Consider the following 24,789-nt stretch of genomic DNA (forward strand, 5'->3'; position numbering starts at 1 on the left):
CATGGTGGTCACAGCCCTTCGGCCAGCGGGCCGAGAGCGAGGGCGGGCAGGAAGGTCAGCGCCACCAGGACCACCGTGACGCCCACGACCATGCCGACGAAGAGCGGCCGGTGCGTGGGCAGGGTGCCCTCGGAGGCGGGCGTGGGCGTCTGCCGGGCCAGTGAGCCGGCCAGCGCCAGGACGAAGATGATCGGCAGGAACCGGCCCAGCAGCATGCACACCCCGAGGGCGGTGTCCCACCACGGCGTGTTGACCGTGATACCCGCGAAGGCGGAGCCGTTGTTGTTGCTCGCCGAGGCGAACGCGTAGAGCACCTCGGAGAGCGCGTGCGGGCCGGTGTTCAGCGCCGTGGAGTTGTTGCCGGTGGCGAAGGCGGCGGCGGTGCCGATCAGCACCAGCGCCGGGGTGATCAGGAAGTAGAGGGAGGCGAACTGGATCTGGCGGACGCCGATCTTCTTGCCCAGGTACTCCGGGGTGCGTCCGACCATCAGGCCCGCCACGAAGACGGTGATCACGGCGAGGACGAGCAGGCCGTAGAGGCCGGACCCGACGCCGCCGGGCGCGACCTCGCCGATCATCATGTTGAGCATCGGCATCATCCCGCCGAGCGCGGTGTACGAGTCGTGGAACGAGTTCACCGCGCCGGTGGAGGTGAGCGTGGTGGCGGCGGCGAAGGTGGCCGAGTTGGATACCCCGAAGCGGATCTCCTTGCCCTCCAGGGCAGCACCGACCGCCTGCGGCACGGTCCCGCCGCCGGCGAGTTCGAAGACGTTGGTCAGCGTGACGCTCGCCAGCGCCAGCAGCCCCATCACGGCGACGACTGCGTAGCCCTGCCGGTTCTGCCCGGTCATCCGGCCGAGGATCCGGGGCAGGCTGAACGGGATCAGCAGGATCAGAAAGATCTGCAACCAGTTGGTCCAGGCCGTCGGGTTCTCGAACGGGTGGGCGCTGTTGGCGTTGTAGAAGCCGCCACCGTTGGTGCCGAGCAGCTTGATGGCCTCCTGCCCGGCCACCGGCCCACCGGTGATCGTCTGGGCGTCCCCGGTCAGGGTTGTCACATCGAGGCCGCCGGAGAGGTTCTGTACGGTGCCGCCGAGCATCAGGACCAGGGCGCCGAGCACCGCGACCGGCAGCAGGATCCGCACCACGATCCGGGTCAGGTCCACCCAGAAGTTGCCGAGCTGCCCGGTGCCCCGGGCGACGAAACCGCGCATCAGCGCGACCGCCACCGCGATGCCGACGGCGGCGGAGACGAAGTTCTGCACCGTCAGCCCGGCCATCTGCACCAGGTGACCCATCGTGGACTCGCCCGAGTACGACTGCCAGTTGGTGTTGGTCACGAACGACACGGCGGTGTTCCAGGCGCCGTGCGGCGACACCGGATCGAAGTTCAGCGAGAGCCAGAGCCGGTCCTGCACCCGCTGGAACGCGTAGAGGAAGAGCACCGAGACGGCGGAGAAGGCGAGCAGGCTGCGGGCGTACGCGCCCCAGGTCTGCTCCGCGGCCGGGTCGACCCCCACCAGCCGGTGGATGCCCCGCTCCACCCGTGAGGCCCGGGTGCCGCAGACGGCCCGGAACAGGTAATCGCCGAAGGGTTTGTGGACGGCGACCAGGGCCGCCGCCAGAGAGAGGGCGAAGAGCACACCCGCGGTGGTGGAGGTCATCAGAAGCGCTCCGGGAAGAGCAGGGCGACCACGAGAAGGACGCCGAGGCCGATCGCGAGCACCAGGCCCGCCACGTTGACGGCGTTCACCGCTTCTCCACCCCCCGTACGACCAGGGCGAGCGCCGCGAAGAGCGCCACCGTCACCACCACGAACACCACGTCGGACACGTTGACTCCTTGCCACCGATGAGCTGACCGCGACCGTCGGCCGGCCGCGCCGGGCAATCGAAACTCTTCGCGGACCGGCCCGGACAGGGGTGTTGACGCCGTCATGACGCGGGCTCGCGGATTCTTGACGCCGTTTTGACGCGACAGCGGATCCGTCGATCCTTGGGTACCCCCCGGGGGTAGGCGTAGGATGGCGCGGAGGAGCCGCGGGAGCGGGGTGTCAGCACGGCCGGGCGGCTCGGAAACCGGGCGACCCCGTCGGCGTTCCAGGCCGCTGCGGCGCTTGTCTCGACCGAAGGGAACGGTCATGAACACTGCGGTCCGGCTGACCGCGTACGGGCTGGGGCTCGTCGCCGTCTTCGCCGCCACCCTCGGCCTCGGCCGCCTCGCCGGTCCGCAGGAGCCGGTGGCGCCGCACGACACGCACAGCGCCACCGAGCCGGGCACCGCGGTGGCGGTTCCCGGCGGGCTCCAGGTCGCCGAGCAGGGCTACCGCGTCGCCCCGCTGTCGGCCGGGCTCTCCACCACCGGGCCCGGGGAGTTCCGGTTCCGCATCCTCGGACCGGACGGCGCGCCGGTCACCGACTACACCGAGAACCACGACAAGGACCTGCACCTCATCCTGGTACGCCGGGACCTGACGGGCTACCGGCACCTGCATCCGGACCGCGCGGCCGACGGCACGTGGTCGGTGCCGGTGGCGGTGGACGCGCCGGGGTCGTACCGGGTCTTCGCCGACTTCCGCCCCGCCGCCCTCGACCGCGGCCTGACCCTCGGCGTGGACGTGCCGGCGCCCGGCGACTACCAGCCCCGGGCCCTGCCCGCGCCGGCGCGCACCGCCACCGTCGACGGCTACACCGTGACCCTCGCCGGTGATCTCACCAGTGGAGAGTCGTCAAAACTGACGGCGCAGGTCAGCCGGGACGGGCGGCCGGTCACCGACCTGCAGCCGTACCTCGGCGCGTACGGGCACCTGGTGGCGCTGCGCGCCGGCGATCTGGCGTACCTGCACGTGCACCCCGACGGTGAGCCCGGTGACGGCCGCACCGCCGCCGGCCCCGAGGTCGCCTTCCACGTGGAGGTGCCCTCCGATGGCGCCTACCGGCTCTACCTCGACTTCCGGCACGGCGGCGAGGTGCGGACCGCCGAGTTCACCATCACGGCAGGGGCCACGCCGGCGTCCGTGCCGTCGTCGGCCGGGTCCCCGTCGGTGTCGCCGAGCCCGTCAGAGCACGGCGAGCCCGGTCACGGCCACGGGTGACGGCGGCAGGGGAGATGGTCAGGCAGAGGTGAGGCTGCCGGTGATCACTGCCGCCAGCTCGGCAGGGCGGGTGAACTGCGGCCAGTGGCCGGTGGGCAGGTCGACGTAGGTGACGTCGCTGATGCGGGCGAGCTCCCGCACCCACTTGTGCCCCTGCGCGATCCAGGTGCGCAGCTGGGCGCTCGGGTACTCGCAGGCGATCACGGTGATGGGCACGTCGTAACGCCGCTCGTCACGCAGCTGCTGCGGATCGGTGGCGACCCGGGCCGGGGTGGGGATCGCGCGGTCCCGGAAGGCCGCGCGCAGCTCGTCGTCGAGGTCGGTGAGGTCGGCATCGTCGAAGCCCGACCATGCCGGCAGCGGAACCTCGCCGTTCTCGCTCGGCAGGTCGGCGTTGATGGCATCCCCGTCGGCGAGCGGACCGGAGTCGACGTAGACCACCCGCGCGACCCGGTCGGGGCGGGCGTCCACCGCGGCGTGGGCGACCGCGCCACCTCCGGAATGACCCACCAGAACGACCTGCTCGGCGGGGTCGCACGCGTCGATTTTCGCGACGACGGCATCGACGTGGTCGCGCAGGGTGATGCCCGAGCGGTCCGCCGTCGGAGAGTCCATGCCGGGCAGCGTCAGGGCGTGGACCCGGTGCCCGGCCGCGCGCAGCGCCGGCGCGACCGCGTCCCAGGAAGAGCCGTCCAGCCAGAAGCCGGGAATCAGGATGATGTCCATACCGGCACACTAGGGGGCCGGTCCGACACTGCCGTTCGAAGCGCCGACGTAAGGAGAGACCGTGCCGAGATTGCGACTGCCCCTCGTCGCCGAGCGGCTCACGCTGCGCCCGTTCCGCGCCGAGGACGTCGACGGCATGTACGCCTACCAGCGCCTGCCCGAGGTCGCCCGGCACCTCTACCGTCCGCCGAGGACCCGCGAGCGCTGTGCCGAAGTCATCGCGGAGTCCCGTCCCGATCTTGATTGGGAGACCGACGGCGACCTGCTCGCCATCGCGGTCTGCCGGGCCGACCGGCCCGGGGTGCTCGGCGAGCTGATGCTGCGCCTGGAGAACGCCCGCGCCCGCCAGTTCGAGGTCGGCTGGGTCTTCCACCCCGGCCACCGGGGTCAGGGCTACGCCACCGAGGCCGCCCGGGCGCTGACGGTCGCGGCCTTCGAACAGCTCGGCGCACACCGGATCTTCGCCCGCCTGGACACTGGGAACACCGCCTCCGTACGGCTCTGCGAACGGCTCGGGATGCGCCGCGAGGCACACCTGGTCGAGAACGACCTCGACCTCGAAGGCCGCTGGGGCAGCGAGTACGTCTACGCCCTCCTGGAGCGCGAACTGCCCCGTTAGCGATGGCAGCCCTTGCTTGATCGACGATATTGGATGATGCTGGCGGCGCCGTGGTCCCGATCGACTGACCCCTCGCCGGAGGCGCCATGCGACACCGACGTTCCACAGCCGCCCTGACCCTCGCCCTTGTCGCCGTGCTGGCCGCCACGGGCACCCCGTCCGCGCAGGCCCGGACGGCCGAGAGCTGGCGGCTGGCCGCTGCCTCCGCCGAGCCCGGACAGGTGCAGGAGCTGACCGTGCGCCAGGGCGACGGCTACGCCACGCTCGCCTGGGCGCCGGTCGAGGGCGCCACCGACTACCAGATCGAACGCGCCCCCGTCGATGCCGACGGCAACCCCACCGGTGCCGCCACGATCGTCGGCCTCTGGCGCCCCAACCGGCAGTTGCGCCCGGAGGCCCCCACCTTCGCCGACGCCGGTTTCGCGCCAGGGGAGCGGTTCGGCTGGCGGGTGCGCGCCCGTTTCGACGGCGTCGCCCAGCCGTACTCCACTGCGCTGGTCGACACCACCCGGCCGCAGTGGGGCGACCCGGCGCTCGCCGGGGAGAACCTGCGGACCGGCTGGGAGACCAGCGGCGGCACCCGGTACACCAGCGACACCGAGGAGTACGCCTACACCGCCGACCTGGACCGGCTCAGCGACCGGATGCGGGTGGTCGAGATCGGCCGCACCGTCCTGGGCCGGCCGATCAACATGTTCGCCCTCGGATATCCGCGCCCGGCCGCCACCGCCGAGGAGATCGCCCGGACCTCGCCCCTGCTGATCAACTGCAACGTGCACGGCAACGAGCCCGGTGACCGGGAGGCCTGCCTGATCCTGGCCCGCAAGCTCGCCTTCGGCGCCGACGCCCGCACCCGCGATCTGCTCAGCCACACCACCGTGCTGATCGTGCCGACCATCAACGGCGACGGGCGCGCGGCCAACAGCCGCGGCAACAGCACCGGGCAGGACCTCAACCGCGACTACTCGCTGATCCGCCAGCCCGAGACGCTCGCATTCGTGCGGATGCTGCGCGACTACCGCCCGGTCGCCGGCTACGACGGTCACGAGTACGGCAACAGCACCGCCGGGGATCTGCCGATGCTGCCGCCCCGGCACCAGAACGTCGCCACCGAGATCTTCGACGAATCCCTGGCGATGATCGAGGAGCACATGTACGAGCAGGGCGCGCGGGACGGCTGGTGGCCCTGCCCCTACGGCTGCCAGGGCGGCTCAGGCGTCGGCATGGGCGAGGAGACGATCCTGCGCAACACCCTCGGTCTCAAGAACGTGGTCAACTCGCTGCTGGAGCTGCGCAGCGGCGGCGGCGCGACCCGCCCCGACGAGTCGAACACCGCGAACAACCGGCGGCGCAAGGCGTACTCGGCGCTCTGGACCTTCGAGCAGTTCCTCGACTACCACCGCGCCGCGCTCGGCGACATCCGCCAGGCCCGCGCGGCGGCGATCCTCTTCCAGTCGGCCAACGACACCCGGATCGTCTTCCGCGGCTCCCGCACGATCCAGGCGCACCCGGCGCCGCACCCGGGGGAGAGCCCGCCGCGGGCGGACCTGCCCGCAGAAGGCCAGATCCTCACCGACCCGCCGTGCGCCTACAAACTCACCGAGGAGCAGTACCACGGTGCCCGTACCGACGGCCCGCCCGGCCTGCGGGCCACCGTCGCGCAGCGCCTCGCCGCGCACGGCTGGAAGGTGGTCAAGGCCGCCGACGGGTACGTCGTGCCGCTCGCCCAGCCCGAACGGGGCCTGATCCCGCTGCTGCTCGACGGCGCGGCCGCCGAAGGGCTCGTCGCGGGTGAGCGGGTATACCCGGCCGGCTCCGGGCGGCACGCAGGTCCCCTGACCGTCACCGGGGTGACCTGCCTGGACGGCGCCACCGTCAACGGCCCGGTCACTGTCCGTCCGGGTGCGACGCTGATCGCCACCGGCACCACGGTCAACGGCCCGGTCACCGCAGCCGGCGCCGCCGGTGTCTTCCTCGCCGACAGCACCGTACGCGGTCCGGTGCGCATCACCGGCACCACCGACGCGGTCGCCGTGATCGGCACCGACGTCACCGGACCGGTCGACATCTCCGCCGGTACGACCGGCTCCGACGCGCCACTGGTCGCCGGCAACTCCGTCACCGGGCCGTTGCGCTGCACCGGCAACGTCCCGGCGCCGATCAGCCTCGGCGTCGCCAACACCGTCCGGGGGCCGGTCACCGGGCAGTGCGCCCTGCTCTGAGCCCGCTGAGTACGCATGCGGATGGCGCGAGCGCGACGGAGTTCTAGCGTGGGCGCAGCCGTCCCGGCCACCGGGTGCCGGGACGGCGCGCGCTAGGGTGCTCTCCCCCTAGCGCCACCCGAACGGAGCAGCTGTGCGGCCAGGCAACGACACGTCCTCTGGACAAGAGGGCCCGCAACGGCCGTACCGACAGTCGCCGGAGACGCCGCCGACGATGCTGCGCCTGCTCCTCGACGCCGCACAGCACGCGCCCGAGCAGGTCATCGTCCACGTACGCGGCAGTGGCGAGGAGCGTGTCGTCAGCTACCGGCAGCTGCGCGACGAGGCGCTGCAGGTCGCCGGCGGCTACCTGGCGGCCGGGCTGCGCCCCGGCGACGCGGTGCCTGTCGTCGCCGACCGCAGCGACGACTTCCTGCCGCTCTTCTGGGGCGCGGTCGCGGCCGGACTGGTGCCGGTGCCGCTCGCCGCCGACCCGCGCCGGATCACGCCGGTGTGGGAGCTGCTCGGCCGCCCGCCGGTAGCCGTCGACGAGAGCACCGTGCCGCTGCTCGCCGCCCTGCCGGAACCACCGGCGGTGCTGCCCCTGGCCCGGCTGCGCGCCGGCACCGCACCGGCCCCGCTGCCGGCGCCGGCGCCGGTTGCCTTCCTGCAGTTCTCCTCCGGCAGCACCGGAGCGCCCAAGGGCGTCGAACTCACCCACGCCAACGTGCTGGCCAACGTGGAGCAGATCCGGCAGGCCGCCGAGGTGACCGACGCCGACGTGCTGATGAGCTGGATGCCGTACTTCCACGACATGGGCCTGATCGGCACCCACCTGATGCCGCTGGCGGCTCGGATCAAGCAGGTCAAGCTCGGGCCGATGTCGTTCGCGAAACGCCCGGCGTCCTGGTTCGAGGTTGCCGCCCGTCACCGCGCCACCATGCTCTCCGCGGCGAACTTCGCCCTGGCGCTGGTCGTCCGCCGGGTCCCGGCGCGGACGCTGGCGGCGCTGGACCTGAGCAGCGTCCGGTACGTCGGCGTCGGCGCCGAACCCATCTCCGCCGTCACCTGGCGGGCCTTCCTCGCCGCGACGGCCGGCGCCGGGCTCGACCCGCGGGCCCTGCAACCGGTGTACGGGCTGGCCGAGGCGACCCTCGGCGTCACCTGCCCGCCGCCGGGGGAGACGGCGGTGCCGCTGCGGCTGGACCGGGCGGCGCTCGCCGACGGCCGGGCGGTGGAGGCCGGCGACGCGGACGCGGTGGAGCTGATGGATGTCGGACCACCGGTGCCCGGCTGTGCGCTGCGCATCGTCGACGAGCGCGGGACGGTGCTCGGCGAGGACCGGGTCGGTCACGTCGAGGTCGCCGGACCCAATGTGGCAGCCGGCTACCACCGGGCGCCGCAGATCTCCGCGGCGACCTTCGCCGACGGCTGGCTGCGGACCGGGGACCTCGGGTTCCTGCGCGGTGGGCGGCTCTGCGTGACCGGGCGGCACAAGGATGTCGTCTTCGTCAACGGCGGCACCTTCCACGCCGCCGACCTGGAGCAGGTCGCCGCTGCCACCCCCGGCCTGCCGTCGGAGACGGTGGCGGTCGTCGGCTGCACCGATCCCGTCGACGGTGGCGAGCGGGTCGTGGTCCTGGTGCGCTGGGCGCGCCCGCCGCTGCCGGCGGCGCTTTCGGTACTGGACGGGGTCGCGGCCCGGGTACGCCAGGCCCTCGGGCACGACGACGTACGGGTGCTGCCGCTGCCGCCGGGGGCGTTCGCCCGCACCACCAGCGGCAAATTGCGGCGCAATGTGCTGCGGGAGCGCTTCGCCGCCGGCGACTTCGACGCGCTCGCGCAGCAGTTGACGCAGGCCCGGCGTGCCGCCGCCGGGCCGGCCGGGCCTGTCGCGAGCCCTTCGGCGGGGCCGCTCGCCCGCGAGGAGGTGCAGGAACGCGTCCGGGAAATCTGGGGGCGGGTGCTCGGCCGGCCGGCGGCGCAGATCGACGCAGGCGAACGGTTCCTCGCCGCCGGCGGTTCGTCGTTGAAGGCGATGGAGGTGCTCGCCGAGATCGAGGACGCCTTCGGCATCACCGTCGCGCCGGCGGTGCTGCGCGACTGCGACACCGTCACCGCGCTGACCGACCACGTGCTGGCTGCCGGCGGCGCACGTGGTGCGAACAGCACGACGGCCGCGACCGAGGCGGCGGTTGCCAAGTCCGCAGTGCCCGGCGGTGACCGCGCGGGGACCGGTCGCGGTGACGGCGTCCGGCAGGCCGGGCCGACGGCCGTGCTGGGCCTGGCGTGCCGGTTTCCCGGCGCGGACACTCCCGAACAGTTCTGGGACCGCCTCACCGCCGGGCACGACGCGGTGACCGAGGTGCCGGAGCACCGCCGGCACGTCGCGCCGGGCGCCACCGCCCGGTGGGGCGCCTTCCTGGACGATCCGTCGGCCTTCGACGCCGACTACTTCGGCATCGACGCCGAGGAGGCCCGCGTCACCGACCCGCAGGCCCGCATCTTCCTCGAACTGGCGCACGAGGCGCTGGAGCGCGCCGGCTACGCCGGCGCGCGACGGCGGGCCCGCCGCATCGGTGTCTTCGCCGCCGTCGGCAGCAGCGGCTACTCCGAACTGCTCTCCCGCGCAGCCGACGCGGGCGCCCCGCTGCCGGCGACCGCCCTGGTCGGCAACCTGCCGAATCTCGTCGCCGCCCGGGTCGCGCAGGCGCTGGACCTGACCGGCCCCGCCGTGGCGGTCGACACCGCCTGCTCGTCGGCGCTGGTCGCCCTGCACCTGGCCCGGCGCGCCATCGACGACGGCGAGTGCGACCTGGCCGTGGTCGGTGGGGTGAACCTGAACCTCGGCCCGACCGGCCACCGGCTGCTGGAGGCGACCTCGGCGCTCTCGCCGACCGGCCGCTGCCACACCTTCAGCGCCGCCGCCGACGGCTTCGTCCCCGGCGAGGGGGGAGCGGCGCTGGTCCTCGGCCGGCCCGCCGACGCGCTGCACGACGGAGTGGAGGTCCTGGCACTGCTGCGGGGCACCGCCACCAACAACGACGGCAGGTCGCTGAGCCTGATGGCACCCAATCCGCTGCGCCAGCGCGAAGTGGTCGCCGAGGCGTACCGGCTCTCGGGGGTGGATCCGGATCTGGTCTCCTACGTGGAGGCGCACGGCACGGGAACGCCGATCGGCGACCCGACCGAGGTGCAGTCGCTGGCGTACGCCTATCCGCTGCCGGCCGGGGGACGGTTGCGGGCAGTCGGCTCGGTCAAGACCAACATCGGGCACCTGCTCAACGCCGCCGGCATGCCCGCGCTGGTCAAGGTCGTTCTGGCGCTGCGGCACCGGCAGCTGCCGCCGTCGCTGCACCACGACCCGCCCGCGCCGCGGCTCGACCTCGCCGGGCGCGGCTGGGAGGTCGTCACCGACGTGCGCGACTGGGACGCGCCGGGGCCGCTGACGGCGGGGGTCAACGCCTTCGGGTTCGGCGGCACCAACGCCCACGCGATCCTCCAGCAGGCCCCACCCGCCCCGTCGGCACCGGCGGGCGGGGCGGCGGGACCGCATCTGCTGACGCTCTCCGCCCACGACGCTGCGGCGCTGCGTGATGCGGCCGCCGCACTCGCCGCGCACCTGCGGCAGCGGCCGGAGCTGGACGAGGCGGCGGTCTGCGCGAGCGTGGCGACCGCCCGCGACGACGGGCCGTACCGGCTAACTCTGGTCGCCGACGGCGACCTGGCCGCCCGGCTGGACGACGCGCCGGCCGGGCGACACGCCGGACCCCGGCCCCGGCTGGTCTTCGTCCTGCCGGGACAGGGATCCCAGAGCCCGGGGCAGGGCAGCGCGCTCTACGCCTCGGCACCGGTGTTCCGCCGGGTCCTCGACGAGGCATCCGCCGCGGTCGGCCCGCTGTATGGCCGGACCCTGACGCAGTGGTGCACCGAGGCGTCCGCGCCGGCGGAGCTGCTCGCCCGCACCGAGATCACCCAGCCGCTGGTTGTCGCGTTCGGCATCGCCCTCGGCCGGCAGCTGCAGGCGTGGGGAGTCGCACCCGACGCGGTGACCGGGCACAGCGTCGGCGAGCTCGCGGCTGCCTGCCTGGCCGGGACGTTCACCGTCGCCGAGGCCGTACGGTTCGCAGCCCGGCGCGGCCGGCTGATGCAGACCCACGCCCGGCCCGGGGCGATGGCCGCGGTCCGCGGCGGCGAGGAGACCGTCGCCGACCTGGTGGCCACGTGCGCCGGCCAGCTGGTGGTCGCCGGGGTCAACGCCGCCGACCAGGTTGTCGTAGCCGGCACGCCGGAGGCCGTCGACGCTGCCGTCGCCGAGCTGGAGGCCCGAGGGGTCGCCGCGCGCCGTCTCGCCGTCTCGCACGCCTTCCACTCGCCGATGATGGAGCCCGTCCTCGGCCCGCTGGCCGAGGCGGCGCGGCAGCTGGCGCCGGGCACCGCCACGGTGCCGCTGCTGAGCACCGTGACCGGCGAATGGAATCCGCAGTTCGACCCCGCCTACCTGTGCGCGCACGCCGTGGCGCCGGTGCGCTTCGCCGCTGCCGCCGAGCGGCTGGCCGGCGAGGGCTACGACACCTTCGTCGAGCTCGGCGCCGGCCCCACCCTGACCGGCCCGCTGCGGGCAGCCGGCCGTTCCCGGCCGGGCACGCAGCTGCTCGCGGTGGCGGCGACCCGACCGGGAACCGACGGTCCGCGCGCACTGCTGGAGACCGCCGGTCACCTGTGGAGCCGCGGGGCCGGGCTCGACCACCTGGCGGTGCACGCCGGCGCGCCGAAGGTCGAGGTGCCGACGTACCCGTTCCAGCGCCGGTCGTACTGGTTCACCCCGGCCGGCCCGGCGCCGGTCGCCGTCGCGTCGCGGCTGCTGCACCGCCTGACCTGGCAGGAGGAGCCGCTGGCCGTGCCGCGGCAGCCCGCTTCCCGGCCCGCGCCGACAGCCGGGCCGGTCCTGCTGCTCGGCCACCGCGCCCCGCTGGCCGGAGCGCTCGCCGACCGGCTCGCCGCCGGCGGTGTCGAGGTACGACAGCGCGGCGTGGACACGCCGGAGGCTGTGCTGCTCTTCGCCGGCCCCACCGGTGACCTGGCGGAGCCGGACGCCCTCCACGAGACGGTTGTCGAGGCCCTGGCGGCGCTGCGGGAGCTGATCGACGGCCTCGGCGCAGCCCGGCCCCGGCTGCTGGTCGTCACCGAGGACCTGCACGTCACCGGCGTCGGCGTCGAAGCATCGCAGCCCGGTGCGGCGATCCTCGCCGGGCTCTGCCGCGCGCTCGCCGACGAGCTGCCCGGACTCGTCGTCCGTACCGTCGACCTCCTCGGAAGTGAGAGCGGGGACGTCCGGATCGACGCGCTGCTACGGGAGCTGGCGGCGCCCTCGGCCGCGAACGTGGAGGACGTGGCCTGGCGTGGCGGGCGGCGGCTGCGGCGTACCCCGCAGCCCGTCGCCGCCGGTGAGACTCAGCCGGTGCCGCTGCCCGCCGACGGGGTTTATCTGATCACCGGTGGCGCCGGCGGGGTCGGCGCCGAGCTGGCGCGGCACCTCGCCCGGCACCTGACCGGCCCCACCCTGCTGCTCGCCGGCCGGTCGCCGGCCGCGCCCGCCGGGCTCCTCGAGGAACTCGTCGCGCTCGGCGCCGTCGCGCGGTACGTCCGCGCCGACGTGACCGCCGCCGACGACGTCGACACCCTGGTGGGCGGCCTCGAACGCCTCGACGGCGTCTTCCACGCCGCCGGAGTCGTCCGACCCGGCACCCTGCGCGGCAAGACCGCGGACGAGGTCACCGAGGTGCTCGCCCCGAAGGTGCGCGGCGCGCGGCTGCTGGCCCGGGCGCTGGCCCGGCGCGCCGCGCCCCCGGCCTTCTGCCTCGCCTTCTCCTCGGTCTCGTCGGTCCTGCCCGGGTACGCGGGAGCACTCGGCGACTACGCAGCCGGCAACGCCTTCCTCGATGCGTTCGCCGCTGCCCAGCGCGCGGCCGGGCAGCCCTGGCAGGCGCTGAACTTCGCCGCCTTCGCACAGGTCGGCCTCGCCGCCGCACCGGGACTGCGGCAGGCCATCGCCGCCCGGGGCGTACCGCCCCTGGGCACCCGGGAGGCGCTCGACGCCCTGCTCGTCGCGCGCGGCGTCGACGCCGCGCAGCTGCTCGTCGCCGACCTCACCCCGGCCGAGGTCGTCGCCACGTCCACGTCACCGGTGGCGATCGCCGCCCCGGTCGCCGACACGAGCATGTCGGGCCGCAGCGCCGGTTCCGCGTCGCACGCCGACACGGCCGTCCGCGGGCTGCTGGGCGCCGTACTGCACCGGGATCCCGCCGGCATCGGCGAGGACGAACCCTTCCTCGGCCTCGGTCTGGACTCGCTGACCGCCGTCGACCTGGTCCGGCAACTCGAACGGGAGCTGGGCCGGCAGCTGCCGGCGACTCTGCTCTTCGAGTACCAGACGCTCGGCGAGCTGGTGGCGTACCTGCAATCGACCGCGCCGGCCGGGGGCCCGGTGGCGGCCGCGGACACGGCACCGCGCACAGCGGTCGTCAACGCCGCGCCCAGCGGGGAACAGCGCGTTCCTTCGGTGGCGACACCGCTGACGCCGGTGCAGCGGGCGTTCCACACCAACGGGCTGCTGCACCCGGACGTGCCGGCGTACGGCTATGTCCGGCAGACCGTCACCGGCGCGCTCGACCCGGAGCTGCTCGGGCACGCCTTCGCGTACCTGGCGCGGCGGCATCCGATGCTGCGGCTGCGGGTGCAGCCCGGCCCGGACGGTCCGCGCCAGCTCCCGGCCGATCCGCCGCCGGCCGGCACGATCCCACCCTGGTACGAGGTCACCGAGCTGACCGGCGCCGTCGAGGAGCTGGAGACCGCACTTGCCAACCGCACCTTCGACCTGGCCGTCGAGGCACCGGTCCGGGCCGTGCTGGCCCGTGCCGGAGCGGACCGGTGGCACCTGGTGGTGGTGGCCCACCACGCCGCCGTCGACGGGTTCAGCCTCCACCTTCTCGGCGCCGAACTCTGGACCGTCTACACCGCACTGTGGCAGGGCCGTCCTCCGGTGCTGCCGCCGGCGGAGCTGACCTTTGGCGAGTACGCCGCCGCGCTGCACGCCGACCGCACGGCCAACCGGGCGATGGACCTGCGTTACTGGCGGGAGCTGCTGGACGGCCACGAACCGTCGCGCACCCTGCCGTACGACGGGGACCCGGACGGGCCGCCCGCGCCTCCCTTCGCCACTCACCAGGTCACCCTCGACGCGCGGCACACCGCCGCGCTGCGCCGGCGGGCCGCCGAGGCCGAGGTCTCCCTCTTTCATCTGCTGCTCGCCGGGTACGTCCGCTGCCTGGCCCGCTGGAGCGGTGAGCCGCAGGTCGCCGTCTCGGTCGCCCGGGCGGGCCGGGACCTGCGCCTGCCCGGCCTCGACCGGCTGGTCGGTTCCTGCGCCGACACCCTGCCCCTGCTCGCCACCGCCGGTCCCGAGCCGATCGAGGTGCTCGCCCGGCGACTGCGCGACAGCTGGTACGACGCCGAGCGGCACGCCCACGTCAGCAGCCTCGACCTGGCCCGGCTGCTGACCGTCGCCGGCTCCGGTCCGCGCACGCTCGCCGCTGCCGGCTTCAGCTTCGCCCGTTTCCCGGCCGGGCAGGACGACTCGTGCCCGGTCACCGTGGCGGCGGCGTCGGCCGGCACCGCGACGGCGGCGACCCGGCTGGGGCTGCTCTGCTGGGAGAGCGGCGAGCAGCTGCACTTCTCCTGGAACTTCCCGGTGCGGCTCTTCGCCCCGGCGACCGTGACCCGTCTCGCCGCCGAGCACCGCGCCGAGCTGACCGGGATCGTCGCCGACGCTGCCGGCGAACCGGCCGACCACGGTGGCGGGAACGCCGCAGACCACGGTGGCGGGAACGCCGCAGAACACGGTGGCGGACCGGCCGACATCGTCCGCCGGCTGGTGGGGCAGTTCCGCCGGAGCCCGGACGCGGTCGCCGTCGACACCGGCCCGGGTGGGCTGACCTACGCCGCGCTCGACCGTGCCAGCGCGGAGCTGGCCGGGCGGCTGCGTGCCGCCGGCGTCGTCGACGGTGACCTGGTGGGGCTGCTCACCGAACCGGGGACGGCGACCGTCACCGGGGTCGTCGGCATCCTCCGGGCCGGTGCCGGCTGGGTGCCGCTCGACGCGGCGCACCCGCCGGCCCGGCTAGCCGAGCAGGTCGCACGCTGTGGCGTGCGGGTGCTGGTGCACGACAGCGGCACCGCCGAGACCGCAGCGGGCTTCGCCGAACTGACCCGTGTCGCCGTCGACGGGCCGCCGGCCGCCCCGCGGCCGTTCCCGGTGGCGCCGGCCCGGCCGGAGGCCATCACGTACGTCATCTTCACCTCCGGGTCGACCGGACGGCCGAAAGCGGTGCCGATCACCCACCGGTCGATGGGCAACTATCTCGACTGGGCGATCTCGACCTTCGGTTACCGGGCCGGGGACCGGCTGGCCCAGACCGCCGCCGTCTGCTTCGACGCCTCGGTACGTCAGCTGCTGGCGCCGCTGCTGGTCGGCGCGACCGTCGTCCCCCTGGGCCGGGACCTGCTCCGGGATCCGGACGCCCTGCTCGACCACCTCGACCGGCTGGGTGTCACCGTCTGGAGTTCCGTGCCGACGCTCTGGGAACGGCTGCTGGTCGCCGCCGAGCAGCGGGCCCACCGGGGCGAGCCGGTGCCCGGCCTGGCCGGGCTGCGCTGGGTGCACGTCGGTGGTGAAGCCCTCGCTGCCGGACCGGTACGCCGCTGGTACGACCTGCTCGGCCCCGGCCGGCGTCTGGCCAACCTGTACGGCCCCACCGAGGCGACGATCAACGCCACCTGTCACCTCCTCGACGAGCGGCCGGACGACAGCCTCCGGCATGTGCCGATCGGCCGGCCCGTCGCCGGCACGGTCGTGGAGATCGTCGACAGCGCCGGCCGCAGCTGCCGGCCCGGTGAGGTGGGGGAGTTGCTCATCGGCGGCGCCGGGCTCACCCCGGGCTATCTCGGCGACCCGGAACTCACCGCCGCGGCGTTCGTCGACCGCGGCGGACGGCGCTGGTACCGCAGCGGGGACCTGGTCCGGGCCGACCCCGACGGGGTGCTCGAATTCGTCGGGCGCAGTGACGCCCAGGTGAAGATCCGCGGCCACCGGGTGGAGCTCGGTGAGATCGAGGCGGTCCTGCAGGAGCACCCCGACGTGACCCGCGCGGCGGTGCTGCCGACGGGGAAGACCGGGCGGCTCGTCGCGCACGTGGAGGCGCGGGCGGGCACCGAACCGGTCACGCTGCGCCGGCATCTGGCGGCCCGGCTGCCGGAGTACATGCTGCCCGGCCGCTGGCACCTGGTCGACCGGCTGCCGCTGACGGTCACCGGGAAGGTCGACCGGGCCCGGCTCGGCGCCGCCCAGGGTGCCGTGCCCCGCCCGGCTTCTTCGGCCGACAACGCCCAGGTGCCCCTCGCGGCAGCGGCCCTCGCGCCACCGGCCCCGACAGGACCGGCTCCCGCCCCACCGGCGGCGACAGAGGCCGCACCGGTCACCGAGACCGAGCGGCTTCTCGCCGGCATCTGGTGTGAGCTGCTGGAGCTGCCGGTGGTCGGGCGCGACGACGACTTCTTCGCCCTCGGCGGTGACTCGATCGCCGTATTGGAGGTCTTCGGCCGGCTGGCGGAGCACCGCACGTCGCTGCCGCGCCCCACGGTGATCTACACCCATCGCACCCTCGCCGCGCTCGCCGGCGCCGTCGACACCGCCGCGGTCGAGGCGGACGTACGCCCGGCGGCCGCACTGCCGGACACTGACGCGGCCGGTGCGATGTGGACGCCGCAGCCGTACCCGCTGACGCCCGGGCAGCGCGGCTTCCTGCTCGCCGAGACACTGGACGCGGCGAGCAGCCCGTCCTGGCTGGCACGGCTGCGGCTGCGCGGCCTGCTGAAGAGCGACCGCTTCCAGCGCGCCGTCGACCTGCTCGTCGTCCGCCACCCGATGCTGCGTACGGTCTTTCCGGCCGGCGCCCGCCCGCCCGTGCAGCAGGAGTTGCCCGCGACCTTGCGGCTGCCGGTGACCTTCGAGGTGCTCGGCGGCCCGGAGGAGGTGGCCGCGCGCATCGACGCGGAGCGGCGGCGCCGCTTCGAACCGTGGGCCTGGCCGCTGCTGCGGCTGCACGTGCTCACCGTGGCCGACGACGAGCACGTGCTGGTCGTGCACGCCCACCATCTCATCGGCGACGGCTACAGCGCGGCGCTGCTCGGGCGGGAACTGCTCGCGGCGTACGACCTGGTCGACGATCCGCAGGCGGCGCCGCTACCGGCGCTGCGCAGCACCTTCCGCGACCACGTCGCTCTCCTCGGCGCCGGCACCGGCACCGGCGCCAGCACCAGCGCCGGCGTCGACGGACAGAGCGAGCCGGCAACACCGGTCCGCCAGAGCCCGCCCTACCGGCCGCCGGCGCTGCGGGAATCGCCCTGGGAGACCGCCCTCCGGCCGGCCCACCAGGCCGGATTCACCCTGGACGCGGGGCAGGTCCGCCGGCTGCGGGCGCTCGCTGCGGACGCCGGGGCGAGCCTGCACGCTCCGGTGCTCACCGCCTACCATCGCGCCCTGGCCGCGCTGACCGGGCAGGCCGACCTCGTCATCGGACTGGCCGTTACCGGGCGGGACGTGCCGCTGCCGGACGTCACGCGTGTCTTCGGACCCTTCGCGGCCGCGGTACCGGTACGGCTCGGCGCCGACGCCCGGGCCGACCAGGCCGACCGGGGCTTCGCCGCCGACCTGCGTGAGGTGGTCGCAGAGGTGGCGGCCGCCCGTACCCACGACATCCCGGCCCGTAGCGGGCCGCAGCACGGGTTGCCGGCCGGGGCGCAGTTCTTTTTCACCTTCCTGGAGTTCGCCGCCCTGGCCGCCACCGAAGCGACGAGCCTGGCGTTGAGCTGGGACGAGGCCGACTCCGAACTGGAACCGCCCCCGGTCGGCACCGACATCTTCTGCGCCGTGCGGCCGGTCGGCGGCCGTCTGCGGATCACCCTGCGGGCCGCGGCCGCCGCGCTCGACCCGCAGGCCTTCGCCGAGTTCACCGCGACCCTGCGGGCCGAACTCGTCACCGCTGCCGGGGGCGAGTCGTCGGCGCGTGCCGAGCCGTCCTGCTCGGCACAAACGGCCGGGACGCGTCTCTCGCCCGAGACCGGGATGCGGATCTCGACCGAGACCGCCGGGACGCGGGGCACCCTCGACGCCGCCCTGATCGGGTACCTGCCCGCACCGGCGCAGCTCGCGGCGTACGCCGGTGTCCCGGTGGCGCAGTTGCCCCGGGAGTCGATCCGCGAACTGCTCTTTCCCGGCGGGGATCCCCGGCTCGTCGAGCAGGTGCACACCCCGCTGGGGGTCTCCGGGTTCGTCTGCCTGCCCCGCTTCGCCGACGAGCTCGCCGGATCCGCGACCCTCGCCGCGGAGACCGCCGCCGCTGTCCGGCACGCCGGTTCGCTCGGCGCGCGGGCCGTGTCGCTGGCCGGCATGATCCCCGCGCACACCGCGTACGGGTTCGCCGTGCTCCGGGATCCGCAGTTGCGCGACGCCGCGCAGGTGCCGGTGGTGACCACCGGGCACGCTGTCACCGCCGTGTCGGTGGTCCGCACCGTGCTGGCGGCGCTGGCCGCGACCGGCCGGGAACTCGGCGAGCTGACGGTCGCCGTGGTCGGGCTCGGTTCGATCGGGCGTACGTCGCTGGAGTTGCTGCTCGAGCGGGCGCCCCGGCCGCCGGCACGGCTGCTGCTCTGCGACGTGGCGGGCAGCGGGCCGCGGCTGGCGGAGCTCGCCGGTGAGCTCGCCGCCGTCACGACGACCGAGTTGAGCTGGCACGAGTCGGACCCGCGGCTGCCCGCGGCTGTCTACGCCGCGGACCTGATCATCGCCGCGGTCAGCGGGTCCGGCGCGCTGCTGCAGGTCGAGCGGCTGCGTCCCGGCACCGTCGTGGTCGACGACTCGTTCCCGCACTGCTTCGACACCGCCGCGGCGCAGCGACGGATGCGCGACCGCCGCGACGTCCTGCTCGTCGGGGGTGGACTGCTCGACTGCGGCGCGGGGCAGCGGCACCTCGCCGACGGTGTGCCGCGCCTCGCGGCGGAGGTGACGACCCGGATGCGCCCAGCCGGCAGCCTCGCCTCCTGTCAGCTGGAGTCGCTGCTGGTGGCCGCGACGCCCGGGCTCGCACCGGTGCACGGCCTGGTCGACCCGGCGCTGGCGCGGGCGCACTGGGCGGCGGCGCGGCGGGCGGGCGTACGCGCGGCACCGCTGCACCTGGCCGGGTTCACCGTCGAGGAGCCGTTGCTCGCCGTCCTGCGCGCTGCGCGGGGCGACCGGCGCGCGCAGGACGGGACAGCGGACCCCGGCTGACCGCCGGGGCGGGTGTCAGCCGGCGTCCGGGAGCAGTTGCGCGCGGACCTCGCGGCGCAGCACCTTGCCGATCATCGAACGGGGCAGATCGTCGACCACGACGACGCGGCGGGGCACCTTGTAGCCGGCGAGGTAGGCCCGGCTCGCGGCGCGGATGCCGTCCGGGTCCACTGTGGCGTCGGGGGCGAGCACGACCGCGGCGACGACCTCCTCGCCCCCGTTGGCGGTGGGCAGCCCGACCGCGGCGGCGTCGGCGACGCCGGGCACCCGGCGCAGCGCGTCCTCCACCTCGGAGGGGTAGACGTTGAAGCCGCCGGTGATGATCAGTTCCTTGATCCGGTCGACGACGGTGACGAAGCCGTCGCCGTCCATGACCACCACGTCACCGGTGCGCAGCCAGCCGCCGGGCAGCAGCGCCTTGGCGGTCTCCTCGGGGCGCTGCCAGTAACCGGCGAAGACCTGCGGACCGCGGATCAGCAGTTCACCGGCCTCGCCGGCTTCGCGGTCGCGGGCCGGGTCCTCCGGGTCGACGATGCGGATGTCGGTGGAGGGGAAGGGGACACCGACGGTGCCGGGACGCCGCTCGGGGGAGGCAGGATTGCCCAGCGCCACCGGGGAGGTCTCGGTCATGCCGTACCCCTCGACGAGCAGGCCGCCGGTCACCGACTCCCAGAGTTCGACGGTCGCCGGCGGCAGCGCCATCGCGCCCGACAGCGAGAAGCGGGCCGAGGTGAGGTCCAGGCCGCGCTCGCGGGCGGCGGTGGCGAGCCGCTCGTAGATCGGCGGCACCGCCGGCAGGAAGGTCACCGGCCGGCGCGGGATCGCCTCCAGCACCTGCTCCAGGTCGAAGCGGGGGAAGAGCACCAGCGTCGCGCCGATGCTCACCGAGAAGGTCAGGCAGAGGGTGAGGCCGTACGCGTGGAACAGCGGCAGCACCGCGTAGACGGTCTCCTCGCCGTCGCGCAGCCCCGGCATCCAGGCCCGGCCCTGGGCGGCGTTGGCGCGCAGGTTGCGATGGGTGAGCACCGCACCCTTGGGGGTGCCGGTGGTGCCGCCGGTGTACTGCAGCAGCGCGGTGTCGTCCGGGCCGGGGGCGGGGTGGTCGGCGGCCAGCGGCGGGGTCCTGGCGACCAGCTTCTCCCACTGGAGCACACCGGCCACCGGGCTGGTCATCGCCTCCCGGGTCGCGCGGGCCTTGGCGATCGGCAGCCGCAGCGCGAGCTGCTTGAGCCGCGGCAGCGCCCGGCTCAGGTCTACCGCGACGATTGTCTTGACCGAGGTCTGCCCGGCGACCTCCTGGACCAGCGGGACGACCTTGTTCCAGGCGATCACGACCTCGGCGCCGTGGTCGGCGAGCTGCGTACGCAGCTCCTCGGCGGTGTAGAGCGGGTTGTGCTCGATGACGATGGCGCCCAGGCGCAGCACCGCGTAGAAGGCGACGATGTGCTGCGGGCAGTTCGGCAGGATCAGTGCGACCCGGTCGTCCTTGCCCACGCCGAGGCGGCGCAGTGCCTCGGCGGCGCCGGCGACCTGGCCCTGCAGTTCCGTGTAGGTGGTGGTCGCGCCGTAGAAGTCCAGCGCGACGCGAGGGCCGAAGCGGGCCGCGGCATTGTTCAGCAGGTCGACCAGCGACTCGGGAGATTCGGCGACCGTCGCCGGCACGCCGGGCGCGTAGCTGCGTACCCAGGGGCGGTCTGCGGTGACATCCATGGCGCATCTCCTTGCTTGCCGGAGCCGGCTCAGGGAATGCCCGACCCGCGCCAAGCGTAACCTACGGTTCCGTAGGTTACGGTGCCGTAGGTCGGAGGTCACAGGCGGTGATCGGGCCGCCGGATCGGGCGTCCGGGCAGGATTCGCCTATGGTCGTGCGATGACCCACCGGTACACCCACGGCCACCACGAGTCGGTGCTGCGTTCGCACAACTGGCGTACCGCGGAGAACTCCGCCGCGTACCTGCTGCCGCTGTTGGAGCCCGGGACGGCGCTGCTGGACATCGGGTGCGGCCCGGGCACGATCACCGCCGACCTGGCGCAGCGGGTGGCGCCAGGACCGGTCACGGCCGTGGACGCCAGCGCTCAGGTGCTCGCCGTGGCGCGGGCCGAAGCCGACCGGCGGGGGCTGGCCAACGTCTCGTTCGCCGAGGCCGACGTCCATCGCCTCGACTTCGCCGACGACAGCTTCGATGTGGTGCACGCCCATCAGGTGCTGCAGCACGTCGCCGACCCGGTGCAGGCGCTGCGGGAGATGCGCCGGGTCTGCCGTCCCGGCGGACACGTCGCCGTACGCGACAGCGACTACCACGGTTTCGTCTGGTACCCGCAGCCGCCGGAGCTGGCCGAGTGGCTCGACCTGTACCAGCGGCTGGCCCGCGCCAACGGCGGCGAGCCGGACGCGGGCCGGCGGCTGCTGGGCTGGGCGCGGGCAGCGGGCTTCGACGACGTGACCGCCTCGTCGAGCACCTGGTGCTTCGCCAGTGAGGAGGACCGGCGCTGGTGGGGCGGGATGTGGGCGGACCGGGTGCGGCAGTCGGCCTTCGCGGCCCAGGCGCAGGAGCACGGCGTGGACCCGAGTCGGCTGGAGCGGATCGCGCAGGCGTGGCAGGGCTGGGCCGAGTCGCCGCAGGGCTGGTTCTCCGTGCTGCACGGCGAACTGATCTGCCGGGTCTGAGAGTCCGCCGGCCACGCCGTCGCGGCGGCGTGGCCGATCTCCGGCGGGTGCGGTCAGCCCCAGCTGCGGCGGGTCGCCGGCATCCCCGAGCCGCCCTCCGGGTCCGGCACCACCCCCAGCACCTGATGCACCGAGATGCCGCCGTCGATGAAGCCGAGCGCCGACCCGGCCATGTACAGCCGCCAGATGCGGGCGCGGGCCACTCCGACGAGGGAGACGGCCCGGTCCCATTCGGCGTCCAGGTTCGCCACCCAGGCGCGCAGGGTGCGGGCGTAGTGCTCGCGCAACGACTCGACATCGCGGATCTCGAAACCGGCCCGCTGCATGATCAGCTGCGTCTCCCCGACGTCGAGGAGTTCCCCGTCGGGGAAGACGTAGCGCCCCAGGAAGGTGCGCGGCCCGATACGGGAGCCGCCGACGGAGGAGATGGCGTGGTTGAGCAGCCGACCGTGCGGGCGCAGCAGACCGCGCAGCGCCGCGAAGTACTCGGCGGCCCGGCCGGCCCCGACGTGCTCGAACATGCCGATCGAGCTGATCGCGTCGAAGGTCTCCCCGCGCAGTTCGCGGTAGTCCTGCAACCGGATCTCCACCCGGTCGGCGAGCCCCGCCTCCGCGACCCGCTTTCGGGCCGTCTCCGCCTGGGAACGGCTGATCGTCACCCCGACCACCCGGGCGCCGTGCACCGTCGCCGCATGCAGCGCCATTGACCCCCAGCCGCAGCCGACGTCCAGCAGTCGCGCTCCCGGCTTGTCGGCCAGGCCGAGCTTGCGGCAGATCAGCTCGTGCTTGGCCCGCTGGGCGGCGGCCAGGCTGGTCGCGTCGTTGCTGAACCGGGCACAGGAGTACGTCATGCTGCGGCCCAGCACCAGCCGGTAGAAGTCCTCCCCGACGTCGTAGTGATGACTGATCGCCTGCGCGTCGCGGCGCAGCGAGTGCAGCCAGCCGCGCTGGCGCGCCTCCTCGGCGGGGGGCCGGGGCGGCAGCCCCAGCACGCCGAGCTGCTTGCAGACCTTCAGCGCCGTCACGGCGGCGTCCCAGCCGAGCCGGGCGTCGCGCGGCGCCGCCGTCACCAACGCCCGCATCACGGTGAAGATGTCGCCGGTCAGGTCGATGTCGCCGGCGACGTACGCCCGGCCGAGCCCGAGCTCGCCCGGTGCCCACATCATCCGCCGGACGGCGTCGGCGGAGCGTACGTGCACGGTGCCGGGACCGTCGAGGGGGCCGGTGCCGCTGCCGTCCCAGAACTGGAACCGCACCGGCAGCCGCTCGCCGAGGGCGATGCGCAGCAGCGGCGCGAAGGCGGCGGCCACCTCGGCGCGGGGGGGAGCAGGCGGGGCGGCCGGCGGCACGTCGCCGGTGATCTCCGGCGGGCCCGGCTGCGGCACGTCGCCCGCGATCCCCGGCGGGCCCGGCTGGGGCACGGGCTGCGGTGCCGGTTCCGCAGCGCCGGTGGTCGGGACCGAAGCCGTCTGCGGGTTCTGGGTGGTTCCGGTGGGGGCCTCCGGATGCATCCGCCGCTCCTCGTGTCGTCGAGTGGTTTCCGCCGCACGCGCGCGCCGGACCGGTGCGGCGCGCGTGCCGGCACGATGACCAACTGCCCTGGCGCCCGCGGGGACGCGGCCGCCGGGCCCACGGTCACGACACCGCCGTACGCGCTTGACGACCGGTGGCGCTGCCGGCCCGGGATGACGTCCCGGAATCCGGCGCGGACCGTTTCGCGCGGTACATGGCGGCGTCGGCGCGGCGCAGCGCTTCGGCCAGTGGGACGGGGTCGGTGACAGCGGCCATGCCGACGGAGGCGGTGACGCGTACGGTCCGCCCGCCGATGCGGATCGGCCGGGCCACGGCGGCGGCGAGTCCCTGACTGGCCTGCTCCAGCCGGCGGGGATCGCCGGTGACACCGACCAGCAGCCCGGCGAACTCGTCACCGCCGAGGCGGGTCACCAGGCTGTCGCCGGCGAAGTGTGCGAACCGCTGGGCCACCTTCGCGAGCACGTGGTCGCCGGCAAGGTGGCCGTAGCGGTCGTTGACCTGTTTGAAATTGTTCAGGTCCAGCACCACGGCGACCAGCGGCCGCCGTCTCACGTCGGCCAGCAGCCGGGCGCCGCGCTGGTGGAATGCCCGGCGGTTGGGCAGGCCGGTGAGTTCGTCGTGGCAGGCGGCGTGCCGTTCGGTCAGCAGTGCCCGGCGCAGCTCCGCGGCCTCGGTCTCGGCGCGCACGACCCGTTGCCAGAGCCAGCAGCAGGTGGCCGCGGAGCAGATGGCGAGCAGGGTGGCTGTCACGGTGAAGGAATCCACCATTCGCATCCCCTATCCGCCGCGGCGCGCTCCAGACCCCCGTAGGTGCGAGTCGGGTGATCATGGGCGTGGTCCGAGATGACGCACGGCGTCGGGGTGACGCAGCGTGTCGGTTCGGCTACATATCTACGTTCGTATGATGCGCGGGCGCGTCATGGGGCGCAAGGGCACGTCCGGGTCGGATTCGGGCGGGACGGCCGGCTGCCGTGCCGTCGGTGCCACAGCAGGGTCGACCGCTGATAGCTGCCTGGGCTGCCAGTAAGGCCCGGTTTCAGACTGAATGCACGAATTTTCCGGGCCGGATCGGGGTTCGGGGCGGAATCGCTTCGGGGGTCGGGGCGGTTGTGCATGGCGTACGGCTGAGGAACAGGGCCCTGACGCCCGCCCCCAGGGTGGGCGCAGCCGGCCCGGTAGCCGTCCCCCTCGGCGCCGCGGGCGAGTGAGCCCAGCGGGCCGGTTCGTTGCGGTACCCCGGACGCCGCCGTGTGTCGGATGCTGAGTCGTCGCGCAGGCGGGTCCGGGTCCCCCTTTCAGGACAGACAAGAAGGAGACCCCCATGAACTACAACATCTTCCGTAGTGCCGCACTTGGTGTCGCGGGTCTGGCATTCGCCACAGGCGTTGCCGCGGGCCCGACAAATCCGGCGCTCGCGCAGGCCGTCGGTGCGCAGCCGGTGGCACAGGTGCAGCAGACACAGCAGACCCGGACCCCGTCCGCCTCGGCCCTGGCGACGAGTGTGCAGGGTAAGCAGTCGCGTATCGATCTGTCTGCGGAGCAGCAGGAGAATGCGAAGGCGAT

At 74.3% G+C, this 24,789-nt stretch carries 11 protein-coding genes and 1 pseudogene; 6 read left to right on the forward strand and 6 right to left on the reverse strand.

What is annotated here, in order from left to right:
• Positions 1–8: 8 nt before the first annotated feature.
• The gene (kdpA, locus tag ACK8GG_RS20280) at positions 9–1,664 is read right to left on the reverse strand and encodes a potassium-transporting ATPase subunit KdpA (RefSeq protein WP_440351049.1); all 1,656 of its coding nucleotides are present in this window, start codon (positions 1,662–1,664) and stop codon (positions 9–11) included.
• On the reverse strand, positions 1,664–1,753 hold the full coding sequence (kdpF, locus tag ACK8GG_RS20285) for a K(+)-transporting ATPase subunit F (protein ID WP_440353227.1): 90 nt from the start codon (positions 1,751–1,753) through the stop codon (positions 1,664–1,666). The genes kdpA and kdpF overlap by 1 nt, the downstream gene beginning before the upstream one ends.
• Before the next feature lie 387 nt (positions 1,754–2,140).
• Here kdpF and ACK8GG_RS20290 point away from each other — a divergent pair, with 387 nt between their 5' ends.
• Complete coding sequence (locus tag ACK8GG_RS20290) at positions 2,141–3,094, forward strand: DUF8832 domain-containing protein (protein WP_440351047.1); 954 nt, start codon at positions 2,141–2,143, stop codon at positions 3,092–3,094.
• Between the two features lie 18 nt (positions 3,095–3,112).
• On the opposite strand, the gene ACK8GG_RS20295 is transcribed toward ACK8GG_RS20290, so the two are convergent.
• Positions 3,113–3,820, reverse strand: coding sequence for an alpha/beta fold hydrolase (locus ACK8GG_RS20295; protein WP_440351046.1), 708 nt, complete (start codon positions 3,818–3,820; stop codon positions 3,113–3,115).
• A gap of 61 nt (positions 3,821–3,881) precedes the next feature.
• Here ACK8GG_RS20295 and ACK8GG_RS20300 point away from each other — a divergent pair, with 61 nt between their 5' ends.
• From ACK8GG_RS20300 to ACK8GG_RS20310, 3 genes are all read left to right on the forward strand, one after another.
• Entirely contained in the window at positions 3,882–4,439 is a 558-nt protein-coding gene (locus ACK8GG_RS20300; protein ID WP_440351045.1) for a GNAT family N-acetyltransferase, read from the forward strand.
• Positions 4,440–4,525: 86 nt separating this feature from the next.
• Positions 4,526–6,661, forward strand: a complete 2,136-nt coding sequence (locus ACK8GG_RS20305; protein ID WP_440353226.1) for a M14 family zinc carboxypeptidase — start codon at positions 4,526–4,528, stop codon at positions 6,659–6,661.
• 214 nt (positions 6,662–6,875) lie between these two features.
• Positions 6,876–19,025, forward strand: a complete 12,150-nt coding sequence (locus ACK8GG_RS20310; RefSeq protein WP_440353225.1) for a non-ribosomal peptide synthetase — start codon at positions 6,876–6,878, stop codon at positions 19,023–19,025.
• Positions 19,026–19,040: 15 nt separating this feature from the next.
• On the opposite strand, the gene ACK8GG_RS20315 is transcribed toward ACK8GG_RS20310, so the two are convergent.
• Positions 19,041–20,735: a long-chain-fatty-acid--CoA ligase gene (locus ACK8GG_RS20315; protein ID WP_440353224.1), complete on the reverse strand. Its 1,695-nt coding sequence runs from the start codon at positions 20,733–20,735 to the stop codon at positions 19,041–19,043.
• Between the two features lie 160 nt (positions 20,736–20,895).
• Here ACK8GG_RS20315 and ACK8GG_RS20320 point away from each other — a divergent pair, with 160 nt between their 5' ends.
• Positions 20,896–21,693, forward strand: a complete 798-nt coding sequence (locus ACK8GG_RS20320; RefSeq protein ID WP_440353223.1) for a class I SAM-dependent methyltransferase — start codon at positions 20,896–20,898, stop codon at positions 21,691–21,693.
• A 53-nt stretch (positions 21,694–21,746) separates the two neighbouring features.
• Here ACK8GG_RS20320 and ACK8GG_RS20325 read toward each other — a convergent pair whose 3' ends face one another.
• Complete coding sequence (locus ACK8GG_RS20325) at positions 21,747–23,204, reverse strand: class I SAM-dependent methyltransferase (protein ID WP_440353222.1); 1,458 nt, start codon at positions 23,202–23,204, stop codon at positions 21,747–21,749.
• 124 nt (positions 23,205–23,328) lie between these two features.
• Positions 23,329–23,994, reverse strand: a complete 666-nt coding sequence (locus ACK8GG_RS20330; RefSeq protein WP_440351114.1) for a GGDEF domain-containing protein — start codon at positions 23,992–23,994, stop codon at positions 23,329–23,331.
• A 553-nt stretch (positions 23,995–24,547) separates the two neighbouring features.
• Here ACK8GG_RS20330 and ACK8GG_RS20335 point away from each other — a divergent pair.
• A pseudogene (locus tag ACK8GG_RS20335) lies at positions 24,548–24,789 on the forward strand (hypothetical protein); the annotation flags it as partial.

Origin of the sequence: Melissospora conviva, assembly GCF_049523535.1 — a bacterium.
GTDB classification, from domain to species: domain Bacteria; phylum Actinomycetota; class Actinomycetes; order Mycobacteriales; family Micromonosporaceae; genus Melissospora; species Melissospora conviva.

Excerpts from the sequence above, each read along its gene's own strand:
- ACK8GG_RS20330 (WP_440351114.1), bottom strand. The coding sequence starts at position 23,994 with ATGGTGGATTCCTTCACCGTGACAGCCACCCTGCTCGCCATCTGCTCC.
- ACK8GG_RS20310 (WP_440353225.1), top strand. The coding sequence starts at position 6,876 with ATGCTGCGCCTGCTCCTCGACGCCGCACAGCACGCGCCCGAGCAGGTC.
- ACK8GG_RS20295 (WP_440351046.1), bottom strand. The coding sequence starts at position 3,820 with ATGGACATCATCCTGATTCCCGGCTTCTGGCTGGACGGCTCTTCCTGG.
- ACK8GG_RS20325 (WP_440353222.1), bottom strand. The coding sequence starts at position 23,204 with ATGCATCCGGAGGCCCCCACCGGAACCACCCAGAACCCGCAGACGGCT.
- ACK8GG_RS20290 (WP_440351047.1), top strand. The coding sequence starts at position 2,141 with ATGAACACTGCGGTCCGGCTGACCGCGTACGGGCTGGGGCTCGTCGCC.
- ACK8GG_RS20320 (WP_440353223.1), top strand. The coding sequence starts at position 20,896 with ATGACCCACCGGTACACCCACGGCCACCACGAGTCGGTGCTGCGTTCG.
- ACK8GG_RS20315 (WP_440353224.1), bottom strand. The coding sequence starts at position 20,735 with ATGGATGTCACCGCAGACCGCCCCTGGGTACGCAGCTACGCGCCCGGC.
- ACK8GG_RS20305 (WP_440353226.1), top strand. The coding sequence starts at position 4,526 with ATGCGACACCGACGTTCCACAGCCGCCCTGACCCTCGCCCTTGTCGCC.
- kdpA (WP_440351049.1), bottom strand. The coding sequence starts at position 1,664 with ATGACCTCCACCACCGCGGGTGTGCTCTTCGCCCTCTCTCTGGCGGCG.